The sequence below is a fragment of the Helicobacter sp. NHP22-001 genome (assembly GCF_030270165.1).
GTDB classification, from domain to species: domain Bacteria; phylum Campylobacterota; class Campylobacteria; order Campylobacterales; family Helicobacteraceae; genus Helicobacter; species Helicobacter gastrofelis.
Genome location: NZ_BSWS01000005.1, coordinates 37,585 through 54,191, shown reverse-complemented (window position 1 = coordinate 54,191; position 16,607 = coordinate 37,585). Strand labels below are relative to the sequence as shown.

The 16,607-nt window shown below is 43.4% G+C and carries 17 protein-coding genes; 4 read left to right on the top strand and 13 right to left on the bottom strand.

The features are described from left to right. Nucleotides 1-647: 647 nt before the first annotated feature. The 6 genes from QSJ47_RS05175 to QSJ47_RS05150 all read right to left on the bottom strand — a co-directional run bounded on the left by QSJ47_RS05175 (nucleotide 648) and on the right by QSJ47_RS05150 (nucleotide 4,824). The gene (locus QSJ47_RS05175; RefSeq protein WP_221271236.1) at nucleotides 648-794 is read right to left on the bottom strand and encodes a hypothetical protein; all 147 of its coding nucleotides are present in this window, start codon (nucleotides 792-794) and stop codon (nucleotides 648-650) included. Between the two features lie 1,183 nt (nucleotides 795-1,977). Beyond that, nucleotides 1,978-2,319 (bottom strand): branched-chain amino acid transporter permease, encoded by a 342-nt coding sequence (locus QSJ47_RS05170; protein WP_285602653.1) that lies wholly within the window; start codon nucleotides 2,317-2,319, stop codon nucleotides 1,978-1,980. Then, on the bottom strand, nucleotides 2,316-2,987 hold the full coding sequence (locus tag QSJ47_RS05165) for an AzlC family ABC transporter permease (protein ID WP_502875123.1): 672 nt from the start codon (nucleotides 2,985-2,987) through the stop codon (nucleotides 2,316-2,318). Before QSJ47_RS05165 ends, QSJ47_RS05170 begins: the two co-directional genes overlap by 4 nt. Before the next feature lie 169 nt (nucleotides 2,988-3,156). After that, nucleotides 3,157-3,450, bottom strand: a complete 294-nt coding sequence (locus QSJ47_RS05160; protein ID WP_285602651.1) for a hypothetical protein — start codon at nucleotides 3,448-3,450, stop codon at nucleotides 3,157-3,159. Nucleotides 3,451-3,556: 106 nt separating this feature from the next. Further along, entirely contained in the window at nucleotides 3,557-3,865 is a 309-nt protein-coding gene (locus tag QSJ47_RS05155) for a tetratricopeptide repeat protein (RefSeq protein WP_221271233.1), read from the bottom strand. Between the two features lie 620 nt (nucleotides 3,866-4,485). Next, entirely contained in the window at nucleotides 4,486-4,824 is a 339-nt protein-coding gene (locus QSJ47_RS05150; RefSeq protein WP_221271232.1) for a cupin domain-containing protein, read from the bottom strand. Between the two features lie 83 nt (nucleotides 4,825-4,907). Between QSJ47_RS05150 and QSJ47_RS05145 the strand changes: the two genes are divergently transcribed. Next, the gene (locus tag QSJ47_RS05145) at nucleotides 4,908-6,071 is read left to right on the top strand and encodes an epoxyqueuosine reductase QueH (protein WP_285602650.1); all 1,164 of its coding nucleotides are present in this window, start codon (nucleotides 4,908-4,910) and stop codon (nucleotides 6,069-6,071) included. Here QSJ47_RS05145 and QSJ47_RS05140 read toward each other — a convergent pair. The 3 genes from QSJ47_RS05140 to QSJ47_RS05130 form a co-directional block, all read right to left on the bottom strand. Next, the gene (locus QSJ47_RS05140; RefSeq protein WP_221271231.1) at nucleotides 6,061-6,438 is read right to left on the bottom strand and encodes a hypothetical protein; all 378 of its coding nucleotides are present in this window, start codon (nucleotides 6,436-6,438) and stop codon (nucleotides 6,061-6,063) included. The two genes, QSJ47_RS05145 and QSJ47_RS05140, sit on opposite strands and share 11 nt — an antisense overlap. Before the next feature lie 11 nt (nucleotides 6,439-6,449). Then, complete coding sequence (locus QSJ47_RS05135) at nucleotides 6,450-7,076, bottom strand: NAD(P)H-dependent oxidoreductase (RefSeq protein ID WP_221271230.1); 627 nt, start codon at nucleotides 7,074-7,076, stop codon at nucleotides 6,450-6,452. 81 nt (nucleotides 7,077-7,157) lie between these two features. Next, nucleotides 7,158-9,026 carry a hypothetical protein gene (locus tag QSJ47_RS05130; RefSeq protein WP_285602649.1) on the bottom strand — a complete coding sequence of 623 codons (1,869 nt, stop codon included), beginning with the start codon at nucleotides 9,024-9,026 and terminating at the stop codon, nucleotides 7,158-7,160. A 409-nt stretch (nucleotides 9,027-9,435) separates the two neighbouring features. Between QSJ47_RS05130 and QSJ47_RS05125 the strand changes: the two genes are divergently transcribed. The 3 genes from QSJ47_RS05125 to QSJ47_RS05115 all read left to right on the top strand — a co-directional run bounded on the left by QSJ47_RS05125 (nucleotide 9,436) and on the right by QSJ47_RS05115 (nucleotide 13,297). Then, entirely contained in the window at nucleotides 9,436-11,349 is a 1,914-nt protein-coding gene (locus QSJ47_RS05125; RefSeq protein ID WP_502875124.1) for a methyl-accepting chemotaxis protein, read from the top strand. A 173-nt stretch (nucleotides 11,350-11,522) separates the two neighbouring features. Further along, complete coding sequence (locus QSJ47_RS05120) at nucleotides 11,523-12,377, top strand: menaquinone biosynthesis family protein (protein ID WP_221271228.1); 855 nt, start codon at nucleotides 11,523-11,525, stop codon at nucleotides 12,375-12,377. 11 nt (nucleotides 12,378-12,388) lie between these two features. After that, entirely contained in the window at nucleotides 12,389-13,297 is a 909-nt protein-coding gene (locus tag QSJ47_RS05115) for an alpha/beta fold hydrolase (protein ID WP_285602647.1), read from the top strand. Here QSJ47_RS05115 and flhB read toward each other — a convergent pair. From flhB to QSJ47_RS05095, 4 genes are read right to left on the bottom strand one after another with little or no spacing between them, the layout of a single operon-like run. Then, on the bottom strand, nucleotides 13,294-14,349 hold the full coding sequence (flhB, locus tag QSJ47_RS05110; RefSeq protein WP_285602646.1) for a flagellar biosynthesis protein FlhB: 1,056 nt from the start codon (nucleotides 14,347-14,349) through the stop codon (nucleotides 13,294-13,296). The two genes, QSJ47_RS05115 and flhB, sit on opposite strands and share 4 nt — an antisense overlap. Continuing rightward, complete coding sequence (locus tag QSJ47_RS05105; protein WP_285602645.1) at nucleotides 14,342-14,899, bottom strand: NTP transferase domain-containing protein; 558 nt, start codon at nucleotides 14,897-14,899, stop codon at nucleotides 14,342-14,344. Before QSJ47_RS05105 ends, flhB begins: the two co-directional genes overlap by 8 nt. Continuing rightward, a complete protein-coding gene (locus QSJ47_RS05100; protein WP_221271224.1) occupies nucleotides 14,899-15,705 on the bottom strand; it encodes a DNA-methyltransferase in 807 nt (268 codons plus the stop codon). The genes QSJ47_RS05105 and QSJ47_RS05100 overlap by 1 nt, the downstream gene beginning before the upstream one ends. Further along, complete coding sequence (locus QSJ47_RS05095; RefSeq protein ID WP_221271223.1) at nucleotides 15,698-16,516, bottom strand: type II restriction endonuclease; 819 nt, start codon at nucleotides 16,514-16,516, stop codon at nucleotides 15,698-15,700. Before QSJ47_RS05095 ends, QSJ47_RS05100 begins: the two co-directional genes overlap by 8 nt. Nucleotides 16,517-16,607 lie beyond the last annotated feature (91 nt).

The following is a 16,607-nucleotide window of genomic DNA, read 5'->3' as shown; positions in this document are numbered from 1 at the left end:
GCTTTTATAGGGCTTAATTTTTTGGGCATATCCAACCCCTTGATATTGATTAATATTGATTTACGCTGCACTCGGCGCATGAACTCAAGCACACGCCACCCAAGAACCATAGTTTTGACCGCTCGGAGATAAGCACGAAAAACATAGCGAATTTTAATAGTAAAAGTAATTGCTGTATCGAGAAAAAGGCAGTTAAACTGACTTATTGTTTTGTTTTAGAAAAAATCTGAGTAAAAGCAATTTTAGACAGAGTGGCAAGCTGCAAGCTGGACCCTGCACTAGGGCACCTTTTGGGGTTTAGGCGCATCTTGAAAATCACGATGTTGCAAGGTATAGGATACCCTAAAACTCTCTTGCAACCTAGCTAATCCGTTGCATAAACCTCTTTAAACTACCTTGCCTCCCTATAAATTTTAGGAATTAAGAGGGGCAAAAATGTATAATCTTTTCTATCAATCCAATGTCTAAGGATCTTTATGGGTTTGCTCGATGGCTTGCTGTTAGTCTTTTTAGTGGGGGTGTTTATGGGGGGTGTGGGTTACTATATTTACATGGTGCTTAAAAAATAGCAAAACAGCAAACCTAAGCGACACAAAACACCCATGCACCCAAACACCTTGATGGATTAACCCGTTGAATTTCGGCTTTCACAAGTCCAAATCTTTTGTAACCTTTGCCTTGCGTGCCTCCAAAATTGATAGTTCGTTTTCATAAGTGAGGATGCTCATGTCCAGGGTATTTGCATAAGCAAGCAAAGCCCGCTTATTCATTTTGCTAAGGTCTTTTTGTTTCATAAGTGCCTCTAAATTATCGTTTTGTGCTAGAGGTCTAGCACGATTTTGACCCGAATGCATTTTCTCTTAGCCCCCTGCAAGGGTGGTAAACTAGGTAGTCTCGCAAGGGGGACGCTCGCTAGCTTGCTTTGTCTTGTTTGCCACTCAAATGCCGTGAGGGCTAAAATTGTTTAAGTTTAAATATTCTAGGATGGCTTTAGATGTGTAAAGACATGGTTTTTGGGTCGGGTCGCTGTTGTAGGTGTATTGGTAGGTATTTAAGAATACACGAAAACCACTAAGAACCTCATGTATCTAGAATAAAATACATCATTCCTTAGTGAATTAAAAGATAAAGCAATCAGGTGCTTCTTTGGGGACAAATTCTAGACAGAATTGGTTTAAAGAGCAGAGACGCTCGGCATAGCTACGATCGTGTGGTCGGTTGTGTTGATCCCAAAGACACCCATGGGTCTAGTGTTATTGCCTCCAAAATAGCCTACCATACAACCGTTTCTGCTCCTAAATGGTCATCTATACACTTCACTCTTTTAACCTATTTCGCCAAGCTATTGGGTAGTACAGCACACTACAGCATACTCTTATAATACTGTAATCTTTAAGGCGGAATTAGTTGTTTTGTAGCTTTTTAACGCCATTGCAGTAAAGATGGCTTAGGGGGTAAAATAAAGAGAGTGTCTAAAAGATCGTAGGACGCTTTTTTGGGTTAAAAGATATTTGTTTAAAGTCAAGATTGGAGAGGTAACCCAACACAAAGTTAGGGAGGCGATAGGATTTTCTTTAAGTGGCAAGATTAATTTGGTGTAGAAACCACCGATACAGAAACCACTCAAAAGTAATCGGCTTAATTATCTAATTTGTAAACCACCTAACATTGCCACTGCCACCAAAAGTGTGATCTTGAGTGATTTACACACAAATATCAAGTATTTAAGCAGAACGCAGGGTAGTCAACAAAGTTTCAAGTGAAGTTGATTTTCTAGTCAAACCGAGTGGCTAATTTTAGAGCTGATTTATTGGTGAACTATTGCAAGCTAACATAAAAAGTTCAAACAAGTTTCTAACTTAAAAGCTAGCTTTCAAAAAGTATATCTAATAATATTTTTAGTGCCATAATTTTATCATTAGTGAATGGATAGTAGAATAGATAAACTTTAATCTAGTAATTTTATGGTTTACAAATTTAAAAAACCCCCACCAGCACTTTACTTTGCACCAGCCACATATAAAGTGCACTCCCCCCTAATACACTGAGCACAAAGATTTTCAAATACCATTGTAAAAGGGCAACACTGACAATCGCCAAAATTTCATTGAATCCATAGGGTGGAGCATTAAAAGGGGTGTCCTTGATCCCATAGATGATCAACATACCCACCACTCCAAGACTAAGCACCCGCCCTAAGTAAGTCAATATTTTAGGGGCGGGTTGTTTAGCATTAAAAAGCAAGAAAGGGAAGACACGGATTGCATAAGTTGTAGCAGTGGTGATAAGTAAGGCGAACACAACATAGAGGTCGCTCATTCTAATCTTCTTTTAAAGAGAATAAAGACCACAACCATAATAGCTAAGGTCGGTAAGAGAAAATAAGTTTTACCAAAGAGTGCCAAACACAAAATGGCACTCAACAACCCCACTAGAGCTGGAGTGTGCCGATTGGTAGCACGCCACTGCTCCACAAAAATCACGACAAATACCCCTGTAATTATGAAAGAAATCCCTTGGATATTCAAACTGAATTGACTCCCCAAGACCACCCCCAAAGCAGTGCCTAATACCCAATAAATGTGGTGTAAACAAGCGATAGCAAACATGAAATCTTGTGGGGCACTCTCTTTGGGTTTGACAAAATTTAAAAGCATAAAAGTCTCATCGGACAAGGTGTGTGCCATGTAAAACACCCGTCTCCCCATGCCTGAAAAAGGTTCTAGCATTGAAACCGCATAACAGATTTGGCGGACATTAAGCAAAACAACTAATAAAAAGACATTTAGCAAACTCACATGTGCTGCTAACAACCCCACCACTAAAAACTGCACGGCTCCTGCATAAATGAACACGCTCATATACAAGGCAAACCACACGCTATGGCCCTCCTGTTGCACCAACACTCCAAAAGTTGCTCCAATCAGCACATAGCCTACAAGGAGTGGAATTGTGTGTGGGAAAGCCTCTACAATTACTTTAAACATCTTTTTCATAGAAGGGTTTTAATCACAGCAATATTAAGATATTTGCAAAAGGGATTTTAACGCTAAGAACCTGCGGACTCATCAAGTAGGTTGAAATTTTCACGTCTTACATACCAACGCATCCATAGAAATCCCCTCCCTACAGAACTAAAAAGGTGTTTATCTCTATCTAGGAATTTTTCCATATCATATACTTCTGGCAATGGAGACACCCTTTTAAAATACTAAGTGCCATGCTACATTTAAAGCAATGGGAATTCCTAGCAATGATATTGTTAAGCCGTTTTCCATGGTGTTCTGGGCTTTTTTTGATTCTGCTTAGCTCGCAGATAGTTTTCAGTCCTATAGTGGTGGCTTTCTCTTCTGCAACTTCGGGGTTTGTTGTGATCTCTGCTAGATTTACCCCATTCTCTTGGACAATTTCTTTGATAAAAGAATGTTGATTAGGATATTTATCTGCCATCTTCACTCCTTTCTCCAGCATTGATAAAGCTCCTTATTCTACAATTGGCATTAACCCGTTTTCTTGCATACCTTGCATGAGATGGCATACGCAACAATTCAGCTAATCAATGCCCCTTACTCAGCATTCTTTCCAAAGCCGTTTGTGCAAGAACATCGCCCATCTCTGCTCCCTTTTGGAAATATTCTTTAGCCTTAGCCGTGTCTTGGGGTTTCCCATGCCCATATTGATAAATGAGACCGATAGAATGATAGGCTCTGGCTTCTCCATTCTCAATAGCTTTTAAAAAATATTCAAAGGCTTTGGCATGATCTTGAGTAACTCCATTACCCATAAAATACAACATGCCCAATTTGTAGTATCCTCTACCATATCCACCCTCTCCAGCTTTTAAGTAGTATTCCTCAGCTTTCAAGTAATCCTTGTTTTCATAAGCTTTGCTGGCTATCTCAAAACACGATATAGGGCCTCTTTCATATAAAAAACTCCTGATTTTTAGATAAAGATATGCGATTCTATCAGCTTTAAGTATCAATTTTTTAAATTTTTTCTATCGTCTAGATAGTGTGATAAATATTAACATGTGCACACGATCACTCACTAAGGATTAAGAGGATAGCTAATATAAAAAATCCTCAACTCCACCTAGCAAACACTTTTTTACGATGAACTCCAAAAAATCAAAGTCGCCATGAAAAAAGTGGACTTGTTAGAGCAATACGAAAGTTTTAGAGATTGAAAAGGTCCTTGAAACCATGCTTTCTAAGACCCCAAAAACCCCCAAACCCCCAAAAACGCCTCGTAGACCATTCCCTGAATCAATAGATAATCGTTCTGAAGCTAAAGCCATATCTTGTACGACACTTCCGAAACTCTGTTTTGATAGAGTTTATAAAATTCGTTACCTTCGACAGCTTGACAACCAAACAGGTGATTCAAATCACAAACTTTAAAAATAAAATTGTGTCGTTCTTATAGTCCGTTCAATTCCGATGCCATATTATGCACCACTGTTAGGTTGTAATAACCTTGACCCTACTTATTAGAGGCTACATCCAACACTCTTTGGACGCTGTCCAACTTGCTTAAAGTTAAATTAAGCACACTATCTTCTAGTCCGCCAAGGCTATGGGGGACGTGCGCCTCTAGGGCGATACAATCGCCTCTCTCTAGTGTGTGTTTTGCCCCTTGCACTTCAAACCAAATGCGTCCTTGCAACACCCGCACCACAATCGCTCCGGGGGCTTGGTGCTCGCGCATTTCCTTTCCTTTTGGCATACAAATGCGGATTTCTTTGCTGTTTTCTGTTTCCAAGAGCTTTTGGATATCTAAAGACGCAAAACTTGGATTTTCTAAGAAGTGTAAAATCTGCATAAAATTCCTTTAATCAAAAATGAGGCATATTCTAGCACAAGATGGCAAATTTAGATACAATGGTCTAAAAACGGAAAAAATGTATGCAAAAAGGCATGTTGGTGCACATTTGTTGTTCGGTCGATAGCCATTATTTCTTGCAAGAGATACAAAAGCTTTACCCCCACACCCCTCTTACAGGTTTTTTTTACAACCCTAATATACACCCAAAAGAAGAGCATGACTTGCGCCTACTCGATGTTAAACGCTCGTGCATGGCTTTAAACATCCCTTTGCTCGAGGGCGATTACACCTTAGAGGCGTGGATGCAAGCCGTTCGGGGTTTGGAGCAAGAAAAAGAGAAGGGCAAAAGGTGCAGTGTCTGCTTTGATGTCCGTTTAGAAGTGAGCGCACAAATGGCGTTAATGCTCGGGTCAAAGCGTTTTAGCACCACCCTACTTTCAAGCCCCATGAAAGAGCAAGAAGTGCTGAAGGCACAAGGAGAAACCATAGCAAAAAAATACGGCTTAGAGTTTGTCTATGTTAATGTGCGCGCCAAAGGAGGGGTGGAAAAGCAAAACGCCCTTGCCAAAAAGGACAAACTCTACCGCCAAAACTATTGTGGTTGTGTCTTCGCTCTTGAAAAGCAACGCCAAGCGCAAGACAAGCCTTGCACAGAATTAATCAGTCCCCTAAACCGCCAAATACATCCCACTAGCGTGACTAGCCGTTTGGAGCTTTTTAAACAACGACAAGAGTTAGAAGCCAAGGCGCAAAACTACCAACTCTTACAACAAAACCTACAAACTTATCTACTTTTAAGAGGATATGCTAACACGAAAGGAGAGGTGATTGCTAGCCAAATCCTTGCCCACTCTGCCACCAAGAAAGCTAAAATCAAGGATTTACAGATTGCTAAAACCACTCTAAAGCCCACTTTAGCCGAAGAAATTCTTTGTAAAAGGTTGGATATTTTGCCCCCCACGCTAGAAATTAATCTAGGTTTTAGCCCCAAAGACGACACATTATTCCTAGACACCGCCGGCGTGGCACACATTTTAAACACCCCACAAACCCCCGTAAAATCTTTGAAACTCACCTACAAGCAAGAACTCTATTTGAGAGAGAAAATAGCCGGAGCTGAGAGCATCCAGCCCATTTTTATCGTGCAAGCCTTAAACGCCTTGCTTGGGGGTGTCGTTGAAGTGGAGATCACCGCTACATTTTTTGAGCAAAAAAACTTTTACCTACTCCAAACTATCTCTTGACTAAAATAGCCCGATTATCCCCGCGCCTTTCTAAGCGGTAGGTGCGTAAATGCTCTAAAATCTCTATGCTCCCAGCGGCTAAGGCTATTGCAATAGCTGCGTAAGTCGCCTCAGTCCCCAAAACATCCACAGCCCCAGCTACATCTTTTTTAGCCATGATGCTTTGGGGCACAGCCGCCCCCAGCCCTACAGTCTCCGTTGAATCGATGAAAGCCGTGGTGATGGCGACCATAGCGATACACCAAGCGGTGTTGTTGGCACCTACCAAGGGGGCAATCTTGGCGACAATCTGTCCCTCCATGCCTATATCCTCAATATTTTTCTCTAAAGCTTGTTGTAACTCTTTTTCGTTGTACACGACTTGCATATAAACCTCTCTTACAAAAGATACTTAATGGCACTCCCCTTTTCCTTGCGGGCTTTAATCGTGGTGGGCATGGCGGCTTTACCCAAAGCCACTAGGCAAGCGATGTTTGGGGGGTTAAAATAGGCGTTCAGCACGCTTTGAACTTTTTGTGCCTCAAAGCCCCCGATGATGCACGAGTCCACGCCCATTAAAGTGGCGGCTAAAGTCATTTGCCCCACCGCAATGTAGCATTGCTCTTTCATATAGGCTTCAATCAAGGTTTGGTCGTTTTTTAGGCGTTCTTTTAACAAAACCTCCACCCCCTTAGAGACCCTTTCGTGGTATTCCTTGGTGTAAAAGCGGCTCAAGTAAGCGGCGTTAAGCTCACTAAAGTGCATATAGCCCACAACCACCAAAACGGCGCAACTTTTAACCAATTCGGTGTTAAAGTAAACATAGGGCAAGAGTTTGTCTTTCATCGCGCCTTGCAAAACGACAAACTCCCAGGGTTGGGTGTTATAGGAACTTGGGGCAAGTCTTGCCGCCTCTAGGATTTGTTCCAAGACCTCTTTGGATAGGGGGGTGTTGGGGTCAAACTTCTTGCACGCAAAGCGGCGGTGTAGAAAGCTGTTAAGTGCCATTGGACTTAGTGTTTGCATGTGTCTCCTTTAATCAAAATTCGCCCATGCTAGCGTATTTAGAAAAACACTCGGCAAATAGCCTAGCACGCTCACTTCTTTTTAAAAGATTAGTTTTTCATAAGTTATAAAAATCCCAATGTCTTTAAAATCCTCGTCAAGATATAGATGTGTGGAGTCTATCTGCCAATTGATGTCTTGGTGTAGGAGTGGGAGATCAACCCCCCACTTAATAATATTTGTTGAAAACTGAAACCTAAGACCCAAATCCACATCCAAATTATAAGAGGCGCGCCACAGATTTTGACCGCCAGCACTCAACACAAAGTTGGTGCTACCTCCCTGTACACCTGCAAACATTCCATAAAACAAGGGAGATTGGTAGTTTTTAGGCACATTGAAGTCATAGATCAAATTCCCCCCGACATCTATTTGGATGTCTTGGAGGTGCTTGAAGAATGAGAGGCTGCTATAAACAGGGCTGCGTATATAGCCATAGCCTAGGAAAGCATCTAAGGAAAACCCCAGATGTTGGCTAAAAAAGTGCTGGTAGCTAGCCACCAGACTACCATTGATGTCCATGTCATGGTAAAAGGCGTTGCTAAAGGCATGCACCATGCCTGATAAATTGGGACGGGTGGCAAATTGAGGAACATTTAAACTTGCAATCCTGGCAAAATTAAATTTGTAACTAAATTTTGGGTTGGGGAGTGGACTAATAGGGGGAGGAGGTTTGCCCGGGGGTGTGGGGGTTGGATAAGGGTTGTGTGCTCGCCCAGGAGTGGGAAAACTAGAGGTGTTAAGAGTATTTAAGTAAGATTGGTATGCATTGATTAGTCCCTCTTCAGCATTCTGAATGGTGTTTTCATTATAGCTCCTGATCTTTTTCAAATCAGAGATCAACACCGCTTTTTGGTAGAACCATGACTGGACTTCTATGAGCTGGTATGGATTGGTGGGCAGTATTCCTTGATCTAGTTTGGGCACCATGTTTTGTATGCAATCTATAAAATACTGCCCCCACCCACCAGCAGCTTGGGCAGCACTTTGATCCACCCTGCACGCGCTACCTTGAGCTTCGTGGTAACCATCTTGCTGGTATTGGCTAAATTCTTGGGGGTTCCAGGGCATTGTCAGTATCGCTTTATTGGCGCTAATCATTGCATTGATCGCATCAAGATTGCCACTAATGGATTTAAGATTATTCAAGAAAGCCTGCCATGAAGGGGGCTTGCTTATCTGGTTTCCTTGATTGTTGTATTGGGGCACATACTCGCGGATGTTTTGAATCAGATTGCCTAGTGTTTGGTTGTAGTCATTGACAACTCCTGAAGCTTTATTATATTGCTGCTTTTGTTGATCATAAGCCCGTTCTTTTTGCTGATACTGGGTGTTTTCTTGTGCGGTTTGTTGGTGTTTTTCAAGAGCGCTCTTGTAGGCAGCTTTGGCTTCATCTAATGCCTTGTTATAGGCATCGATCGCCTCATTGATTTCATGGATTAAATTTTTAGATCCCTCTTGCAGGGCTTTTAGAATGTTGGCATACTCGGTGCTGGCTTGCTGGATTTCTGGAGTATCTGGAATCTGTTTGTTAGCTATCATCGCATCCAGTGCTCCAATCTTTTGTGCAATGGTCTGCTCCAAAGTGTTGTCCTGGCTTTCAAGCCCATTTAAAAGCGGAGTGGATAACGGATCGAGGTTGTTTACATCCCCTGTAGTAGAAACCTGATTGTTTTGTGCCCTATAGGTCTCCTTATTGTTCTTCAAGGCATTCTCTATGGCTTTGATCGCTATGTTATTGAGATTGGCAACAAGCTTGTCAATATCGGCGTTGAGTTGCTGTTGCAAGGCAAAAGCCTGGGTATCAGAGGGGTTAGAGGCATTGTGCTGTGGTGCTTCATAAGAGGGGCTCACATTTGTCAAACCTAGCCGCCCCCCTACAAAAAACCCATCGCGCACATCGGCAGACACCACACCCCAAACAAGAGGTATTAGTAAAAGCCTTCTAATACACAACATACGCCATGATCTGCCCATTAAGTTAATGGTAAAACAACAATAATTGGAAGGTCGCCTTTGACACCATCTTTATAAGTAGGCATGGCTTTTACTGACAAACCAAGCGCACTTAGACATTAGCATTAAATAGAGAGAAATGCTATGTAGTGAAAGAGCCTTGACGCAGTTTATCATAGAAAAAAATAGAAAACAGCTACTTTTCTTTTTTCTTTTTTTGCATAAGATGACTTGATTTACCTAATTTTTATTAGAATGGTGCTTTCTTAATTAGGAGTCTTCGTTGCGTTTACTAAATGGTTTGAGGCTACAAGGCAAAATCATAGCGATCATTTCTATCCCTATGGTTACCTTATTGTTTTTTATGTTCTGGCAGTTGTACGACACTTACAACCCTTTGCTGTCCAATAAGGATTTGGTGCACCAAATAGAGGTTTCTAAACACTTATCTTGGTTAGTGCATGAAATGCAAAAAGAGCGGGGGATGAGCGCAGGGTTCTTGTCGAGTGGTGGGGTGCAATTTGCCCATAGGCTGCAAGAACAAAGAAAACACACAGATGTAAAGTTAGAGGATCTTAAAAAGTTCTTAAGTTCTATTTCGGGTTTAGACTCTAATTATGTGCAAAACCTACAAAGGGGGCTTAATTTTTTAGACCGATTGCCACAGATCCGCAATGCTATGGAGTCCAAAGACAAGAAGGCGATTGTAGATAGCACGGTTGCATACTTTACGCAGGACATTACAATTTTTCTTGACACCGTGCTTAAGTCTATTAATATTGTCCATAATTCTGAAATCTCCAATGCTTTGATGGGTTATGCCAGTTTTCTTTACACTAAAGAGATGTCTGGGCTAGAGCGCGCCACGGCTAACCGCATTTTTATTGCCAATGACCCCGCCGATCCGCAATACGCACATTTCATTGCCCTAGTGGCTAAACAAGAAGTCTTTGAAAAATATTTTCTATCCTTTGCAGATGCACAAAGCATCGCGCTCTTTAAGCGTGTTTCTAAGGACTCTAGTTTTAGGGATGTGGAAAAAATGCGCCAAATATTGATGAAAAAATACCTCATGGGGGGATTTGGGGTTGATCCATCAATGTGGTTCAATACCATTACAAGAAAAATCGATTTGCTTAAACAGGTGGAGGATAGTATTAGTGCGCACATCACAAAGCTTGCTAGGGTTGAGATTATAAAAGATACCCACTATCTTGAATTTCTAGCAGCCTGTGAAACATTGCTTATTCTCATTACAACGATTTTGTCTTTCTCGGTGATGCGCCATATCTCTAAGAGATTGCAAGAGGTCAATAAGACACTAGAATACATCGTGGTCAATAAAACTTTCACAGATAAGATCAACATCACCACTAATGATGAAATAGGTTTTATGGGTAGGTCTGTAAATGTCTTCATAGAATACATGCGCGACACTCTGCAAAGAATCTTTAAACAGGTGCAAAACAACACGGCTATCTCTAGGTCTTTGAACACCATTTCTGCAGGTTTGGACTCAAATTCTAGACAAATCAAACAAATTAGCCAAAACAACACGGATTTAAGCCACTCCAGTCGGCAAGCATTAGACGAAAGCTTGTCTATGTCTATGTCCACTAGAGACCTTTTAGAGGGCGTGTTAAAAAATGTCTCTGACACGAAAGCAGCTGTGGCTGTGATTGATGAACATGTCCAGCGCAATATGACCAATGAAGAAAATGATGTGGTGAAAATGCAATCTTTATCTACAGAGGCACAAAATATACGGGGCATTCTAGACACACTCACAGAGATAGCTAAGCAAACAAATTTATTAGCTCTCAATGCGGCCATCGAGGCGGCACGGGCAGGTGAGCATGGCAGGGGCTTTGCGGTGGTGGCTGATGAGGTGCGGGCTTTGGCTGAAAGAACCCAAAATAGCATCACGGAAAGCGAATCCATCGTCAAACATATCTTAGAGTCCATCGCCAAGATCAACCAAGAGAGAAAAGACAATCTCCAATTAATGCAAGTGCTGACCCAGCACTCAAGCGACATGCAAAGCCATGTAAACCATCTTTCTAGCGTGATCGTTGGTGTTGTGGACCAATCTTTAGCCAATCTCGATAACATCAATAGAATCAACAAGCACACCACAAATATCCTTGAGAATGGAGACAAGATCGCCTCGTGCGTGCAAGATTTATTAAAGATCAACGATTCCATGCAAAAGTCTTCTAACGATCTCAATAAACAGACCAATGATTTAAACACTTTCCTCAGTGTTTTTAAAATTTGAAGTGAGTTAAGCAAGATGTGGCCGACACCTTAAGCACCATGACGATTTTTATGCGACTCGCCTTTCTAGGAAGAAAAGGTGATGTTTTTTCCTAACATCGTTTCAATGTTTAGCAATGCTTAGGTGAGGACAAAATGGCTAAAACAAGCTAAAATGGGAGAAAAGAAGAACACATGTTGAGCATAGCGCACAGCCCCGATGCGGACGATATTTTTATGTTTTACGCCTTAGCCTTTGGCTGGGTGAGTTTCCCTAAGCCTTTCACGCACCACGCCCTGGACATAGAGAGCCTAAACCAAGAAGCCCTCAAAGGCACGCACGCCATCAGTGCCATTAGTTTTGGACTCTATCCGCTCATTAAGGAGCATTACGCCCTATTGCAGCCGGCCACAAGTTTTGGGCAAGGCTATGGGCCTAAGCTCATTCGGCGCAAGGACAAGCCCCTTAAAAAGAACTTTAAAGTGGCCTTGAGCGGGCAATACACCACAAACGCCCTTTTATTTCGGCTCTACTACCCACAGGCGCGGGTGGTGTATAAGCATTTCTTAGAGATTGAGGGGGCGGTGCTCAGCGGGGAGGTGGATGCGGGGGTGCTCATCCACGAGAGCATTTTAGAATTTAATAGCGATTTAATGGTAGAAAAAGAGATTTGGGAGGTGTGGTGTGAGCTGACCCAAAGCGCGTTGCCTCTGCCTTTAGGGGGGATGGCTCTTAGGCGCTCGATCCCTTTAACGCAGGCCATACGCATGCAAAGGGCGTTGAGCCAAGCCATCGTCATTGCCCTAAAGCACCAAGATTTATTAGCGGATATGCTTTTAGAGCGCAGTTTAGTTAGGGTCAATAAGGCGCATTTAGACACCTACCTAGGTATGTATGCCAATGCCAGCTCTTGCGCTTTGAGTGAAGAGCAAATGGCAGGCATTGATGCCTTGTTTGCGTTGGGCTTTAAACACGGGCTTTACCCTGAGCTTGTGGCGTGCAGGGACTACTTGATCCCCGATAGCTATGAAAATCTGCGCTTTTCTTAAAGGATGGCTAGGTGGCTAAGAACGAACACATTAACAGCGACAACCCCCCTTATTTAGAACTTTATTTTGACCACTACGAGCCCACGCAATCTAAAGGGGTAGTGGTGCAGATTGCCACGGGCATGGTGGAGCACAAGGAGCATTATAAATGGGTAGCTAGCGAGCTTTGCTCTAGGGGGTATGTGGTCTTTGTCGCCGATCACAGAGGGCATGGCTTGAGTGTGTTAGAAAATGGTGGCGAGATTTTTTGGGGGGAGATGGGCGATGAGGGCTTTGAGTGGGCAGCCAAAGACATGGCTAAACTTGCCAAACACATTAAAAGCCTATACCCCACGCATAAGTTAGTGGTGTTAGGCCATAGCATGGGTTCGTTGCTCGCACGGCGGTGGGTGCAACACGACTACACCCCTTTAGACGCTTTGGTTTTAACCGGCACGCCCGCCCCCTTCTTGGGCTTAAGGCTATGCGCCTTTTTGCTAAAAATCTTAAGCCGTTTGAATATCCACTTTAAGGGCGGGGTCAATGCACTCTTTAGTTTGCACCCCAGGGTGCGGGCGTATCAGGGTAATTGGGTGTGCCGCAACACGGGGGCGTTGCGCCTCTTAAGAGTCGATCCGGCTTCGCGCTTTGTGTTTAGCACTAAGAGTTTTGCGCTCTTGGTGGAGGGGGCGGTGCGGGTGTTTCACACCCACGCCTATGGGCGCAAGGATTTACCCATTTTGTTTTTAAGCGGATTAGATGATGTGTGCGGGGGCTTTGGCGTGGGGGTGATCAAAGCGCACCGTTGCCTGGAGAAACAGGGCTTTAAGGATATTGAACTGCGCCTTTTTTCTAAAGATCGCCATAAAATCCTAGATGAGAGCGACAAGCAGGCGGTGCTAGAGAGCCTTTTAGAGTGGCTAGAGAGTAAGGGGCTTTAGCGGTTTTTCATTTGTTGGATATGCGCCACTTGGGCAAACACAATCGCCACTGCCTCAAAGAGCACCTTAGGGATCACCTCATCAATGTCGACATCTTGGTAGAGTTGGCGGGCGAGTTTGGGGTTTTCTATGATTTCTATTTCGTGCTCCCTTGCCACGCCTTTAATGCGGATCGCCAAGTGGTCGACTCCCTTAGCCACGACTATAGGGGCGGGGTCTTTCTCTTCAAAGCGCAGAGCCACAGCGTAGTGCGTGGGGTTGGTAACAACCACATTGGCGCTTGGGATGGCCGCCATCATTTTACTCATGGAGTTTTTGAGCATGAGTTGCTTGATTTTGGCTTTGATCTCAGGGTTACCTTCTTGTTGCCTATATTCGTCCTTGACTTCTTGCTTTGTCATTTTGAGCGAGTTGATGTATTGTCGGCGTTTTAGCATGAAGTCCAAGATCGAAGCCACTAAGAATAAAAACAACAAGCTGGCGATGACTTCTAAAGATTTGCTTTTAAACCATAAAAGTTGATCTTTATAGTTAAACTGCGCCACGCCCACAAGTTCGTCTACAAACGAATACACCAAAACAAAACCCAAAAGAAAAGCGATAAAAACTTTAGTGGTGATGAGTAACCCGTCTAAGAACCTCTTTAACCCAAAGAGATTTTTAAAGCCCGTGATGGGGTTGATTTTGCTCCACTTGGGCGCAATGGCTTTGGGGCTGAATAAAAAGCCAAATTGCAAGACATTAGCCAAAAACGCGACAAGCCCCACTAATAAGAGAAAGGGCAAGAGCACCCATAAAATGTCTTTGAGTAGTTGCAAAGAGAGCGCATGTAAATTATGGGGCGTGAAGTCTAGCTTGATCCACTGCAAAGATTGCCTAAACATGCTTTCAAAGCTCTTAAGCCAAAAGCTAAAGAACGTAAAAATCCCCCCAAAACTCGCCACCAAGCCCAAAAACCCCAAGACCTCCAAACTCTTGGCGACATTGCCCTCTTCTCTGGCCTTTTCGATCTTTTTGGCTGAGGGCAGCTCGGTTTTTTCTTCTTCAGCCATTGAGTGCTTTTATGTAGTCGCTATAGGTGTTTAAATTGCAAAACTCTTTGCTCTCTTTCACTTCCACCCCAAAGCCTATTTTCTTAAACACCGCCCCCACTTTCTCTTGCTCCTCGTCTAGGGCTTCTTGCAACAAGTCTAGGGCACTGGGCTGGCATAAATTTGGTAAATAAAAAGTCTTGGGGCTCTTGAGATAAACCAAGGGGGCTTTTTGGCGGTTTTTATAAAGCTTTAAAAGACTCTCTTGGGTGATGAAGGGCATATCCACGGGGATAAAGATCAAAGGACTTCTTAGGGCAGCTAAACCATGCACCATCCCCACTAAGGGGTTAAAATGCCCTTCGCCCTCGATCAAATACGAAGCACTTAGGTGGTATCTCTCTTTGCAAGAGATATAAACCCCTTGAAACCACGCTTGGAGTTTATGGTATTGGTATTCTAAAAGTGTGCCATTGCCAAAGGGCAATAAAGCTTTGTCAAACTGCTTACCCTCTATTTGCATACGGCTGCTTTTTCCTCCACATAGTAACACACAATTAAGTTCAAACATTAGGCGATCCATTTAGAAATTTTTTTAGACAACTCCCCAAAACGCGAATCCAAATCCTCTTTGCGCTTAGTGGCTAGCTCTATAAACTCTAACTCCCTTTCAATCCCCACAAAATTGCGCCCTAATAAATTCGCCGCAATGCCCGTAGAACCCGAACCACTAAAAGGGTCGCAAATAAGACTTTCCTCTGTGCTTGCCATAAGGATCAAACGGCTTAATAGGCTTAGGGGTTTTTGTGTGGGGTGCTTGCCTAGGCTCTTCTCCCACGGGGCGATGGCGGGCAAGGTCCAAACATCGCGCATTTGCTTATTGCCGTTGATTTCCTTCATGCGCCGGTAATTGAAAATGTGGGCGTGTTTGGGGCTTTTTCTCGCCCACAAAATCTGCTCACTGGCGTGCGCTAAGGTGCGGCAAGAAAAATTAGGCGGGGGGTTGCTCTTATGCCAAGTGATGATATTTAAGAGTTTAAAGCCCAAAGCTTGCAAGGCCAACCCCAAAGAAAAGAGATTGTGATAAGTCGCGCTGATAAACAATGAGCCCGTGGGTTTTAGGGCGGCTTTAGCCAAACCCAGCCACTCCACATTAAAAGCGTGCATGTGCTCTAGCCCTTGGCTTTTATCCCACTCACCCTTATTGACGCTCACGATCTGCCCGCTTTGGATACTAAGCCCCCCATTGGAGAGAAAATAGGGCGGATCGGCAAAGATCAAATCCACACTCTCTTTTAAATGGGGCAACACCTCCAAGCAATTGGCGTGGTAGAGGGTGAATTTTTGATCCACGCTAGAAAAAGTGGGCTTAAGCATGGTTTAGTTCCCTTAAAAGGGTGTCTAGCTGGCTTAAGTTGTAGACACGCACACTTTTATAGGCTTCTTGGAGTTTGTTTTTCGCCTCAAGCCACCCTTGCCCGTCTGTGATCCAAATAAATTCCTTATGCGGGTGCTTGGCAAAGCGGGGGGCAAGCTCCAAATACGCCCGTGCGACCTCGTTTAATTTACTCCCCCCACTGCTGTAAAAATTGCACTCGATAAAATAGGTCGTCTGTGCGCCATAGATCACAAAATCAAACTTCTTAATGTCGTTGCCAAAACTGGCGTGCAGGTCTTTAAACTCGGTTACACTCACTTGCGTTTTGAAATTTAACTTGGCCTCTTTAAAGGCGTGTTCTAAATATTGCTCCATCAGCGCCCCACTGCGGTTTTTGCGCGCGTTGCTGTCTAAGCCCACTTCAATCCCTAGGATCAGGTCGTTCAAGTCCTTAACCTTGTGTGTGCTCAAAATCTCAAATAGCCCGCTCTCGTGTAGCAGCGTACAAATGCCCTTTGGGCTTTGTAAATAATCTTGTAAAGTCCCTTGTTTGACAAGCTCTTTAGGGTTTCTAATGGCAAGCAGTAGGGGCAAAAGACTAAAGGCTTCTTGGTTGTCTTTAAAAAGTTGCGCCACTTTGGCGGGCAAGTCTAGTGCGCTCACACCTAGTAGGGCATTTAAATGCGTGGCGTAAAGGCGGGTTTTTTTGCGATTTTCTAGGCACTTTTGCCAATCCACGAAAAAATCAAGCGTCCGGTTGGTTTTTTGCAAAGTGGCTAGAAACTCAGTAAAAGGCGTGGGGTTTGTCATCAATGTCCTTAAAGGGTTGTGCTGTTTTCAGCCTGAATTTTTAATGGATTTGCTATTTTACCCATTTAGCCTAAAAGTCTAAGAAGTTTGG

Coding starts and splice junctions, on each gene's coding strand:
- QSJ47_RS05175 (WP_221271236.1), bottom strand. CDS start 794: ATGAAACAAAAAGACCTTAGCAAAATGAATAAGCGGGCTTTGCTTGCT.
- QSJ47_RS05170 (WP_285602653.1), bottom strand. CDS start 2,319: ATGAGCGACCTCTATGTTGTGTTCGCCTTACTTATCACCACTGCTACA.
- QSJ47_RS05165 (WP_502875123.1), bottom strand. CDS start 2,987: ATGTTTAAAGTAATTGTAGAGGCTTTCCCACACACAATTCCACTCCTT.
- QSJ47_RS05160 (WP_285602651.1), bottom strand. CDS start 3,450: ATGGCAGATAAATATCCTAATCAACATTCTTTTATCAAAGAAATTGTC.
- QSJ47_RS05150 (WP_221271232.1), bottom strand. CDS start 4,824: ATGCAGATTTTACACTTCTTAGAAAATCCAAGTTTTGCGTCTTTAGAT.
- QSJ47_RS05145 (WP_285602650.1), top strand. CDS start 4,908: ATGCAAAAAGGCATGTTGGTGCACATTTGTTGTTCGGTCGATAGCCAT.
- QSJ47_RS05140 (WP_221271231.1), bottom strand. CDS start 6,438: ATGCAAGTCGTGTACAACGAAAAAGAGTTACAACAAGCTTTAGAGAAA.
- QSJ47_RS05135 (WP_221271230.1), bottom strand. CDS start 7,076: ATGCAAACACTAAGTCCAATGGCACTTAACAGCTTTCTACACCGCCGC.
- QSJ47_RS05125 (WP_502875124.1), top strand. CDS start 9,436: ATGTTCTGGCAGTTGTACGACACTTACAACCCTTTGCTGTCCAATAAG.
- QSJ47_RS05120 (WP_221271228.1), top strand. CDS start 11,523: ATGTTGAGCATAGCGCACAGCCCCGATGCGGACGATATTTTTATGTTT.
- flhB (WP_285602646.1), bottom strand. CDS start 14,349: ATGGCTGAAGAAGAAAAAACCGAGCTGCCCTCAGCCAAAAAGATCGAA.
- QSJ47_RS05105 (WP_285602645.1), bottom strand. CDS start 14,899: ATGTTTGAACTTAATTGTGTGTTACTATGTGGAGGAAAAAGCAGCCGT.
- QSJ47_RS05100 (WP_221271224.1), bottom strand. CDS start 15,705: ATGCTTAAGCCCACTTTTTCTAGCGTGGATCAAAAATTCACCCTCTAC.
- QSJ47_RS05095 (WP_221271223.1), bottom strand. CDS start 16,516: ATGACAAACCCCACGCCTTTTACTGAGTTTCTAGCCACTTTGCAAAAA.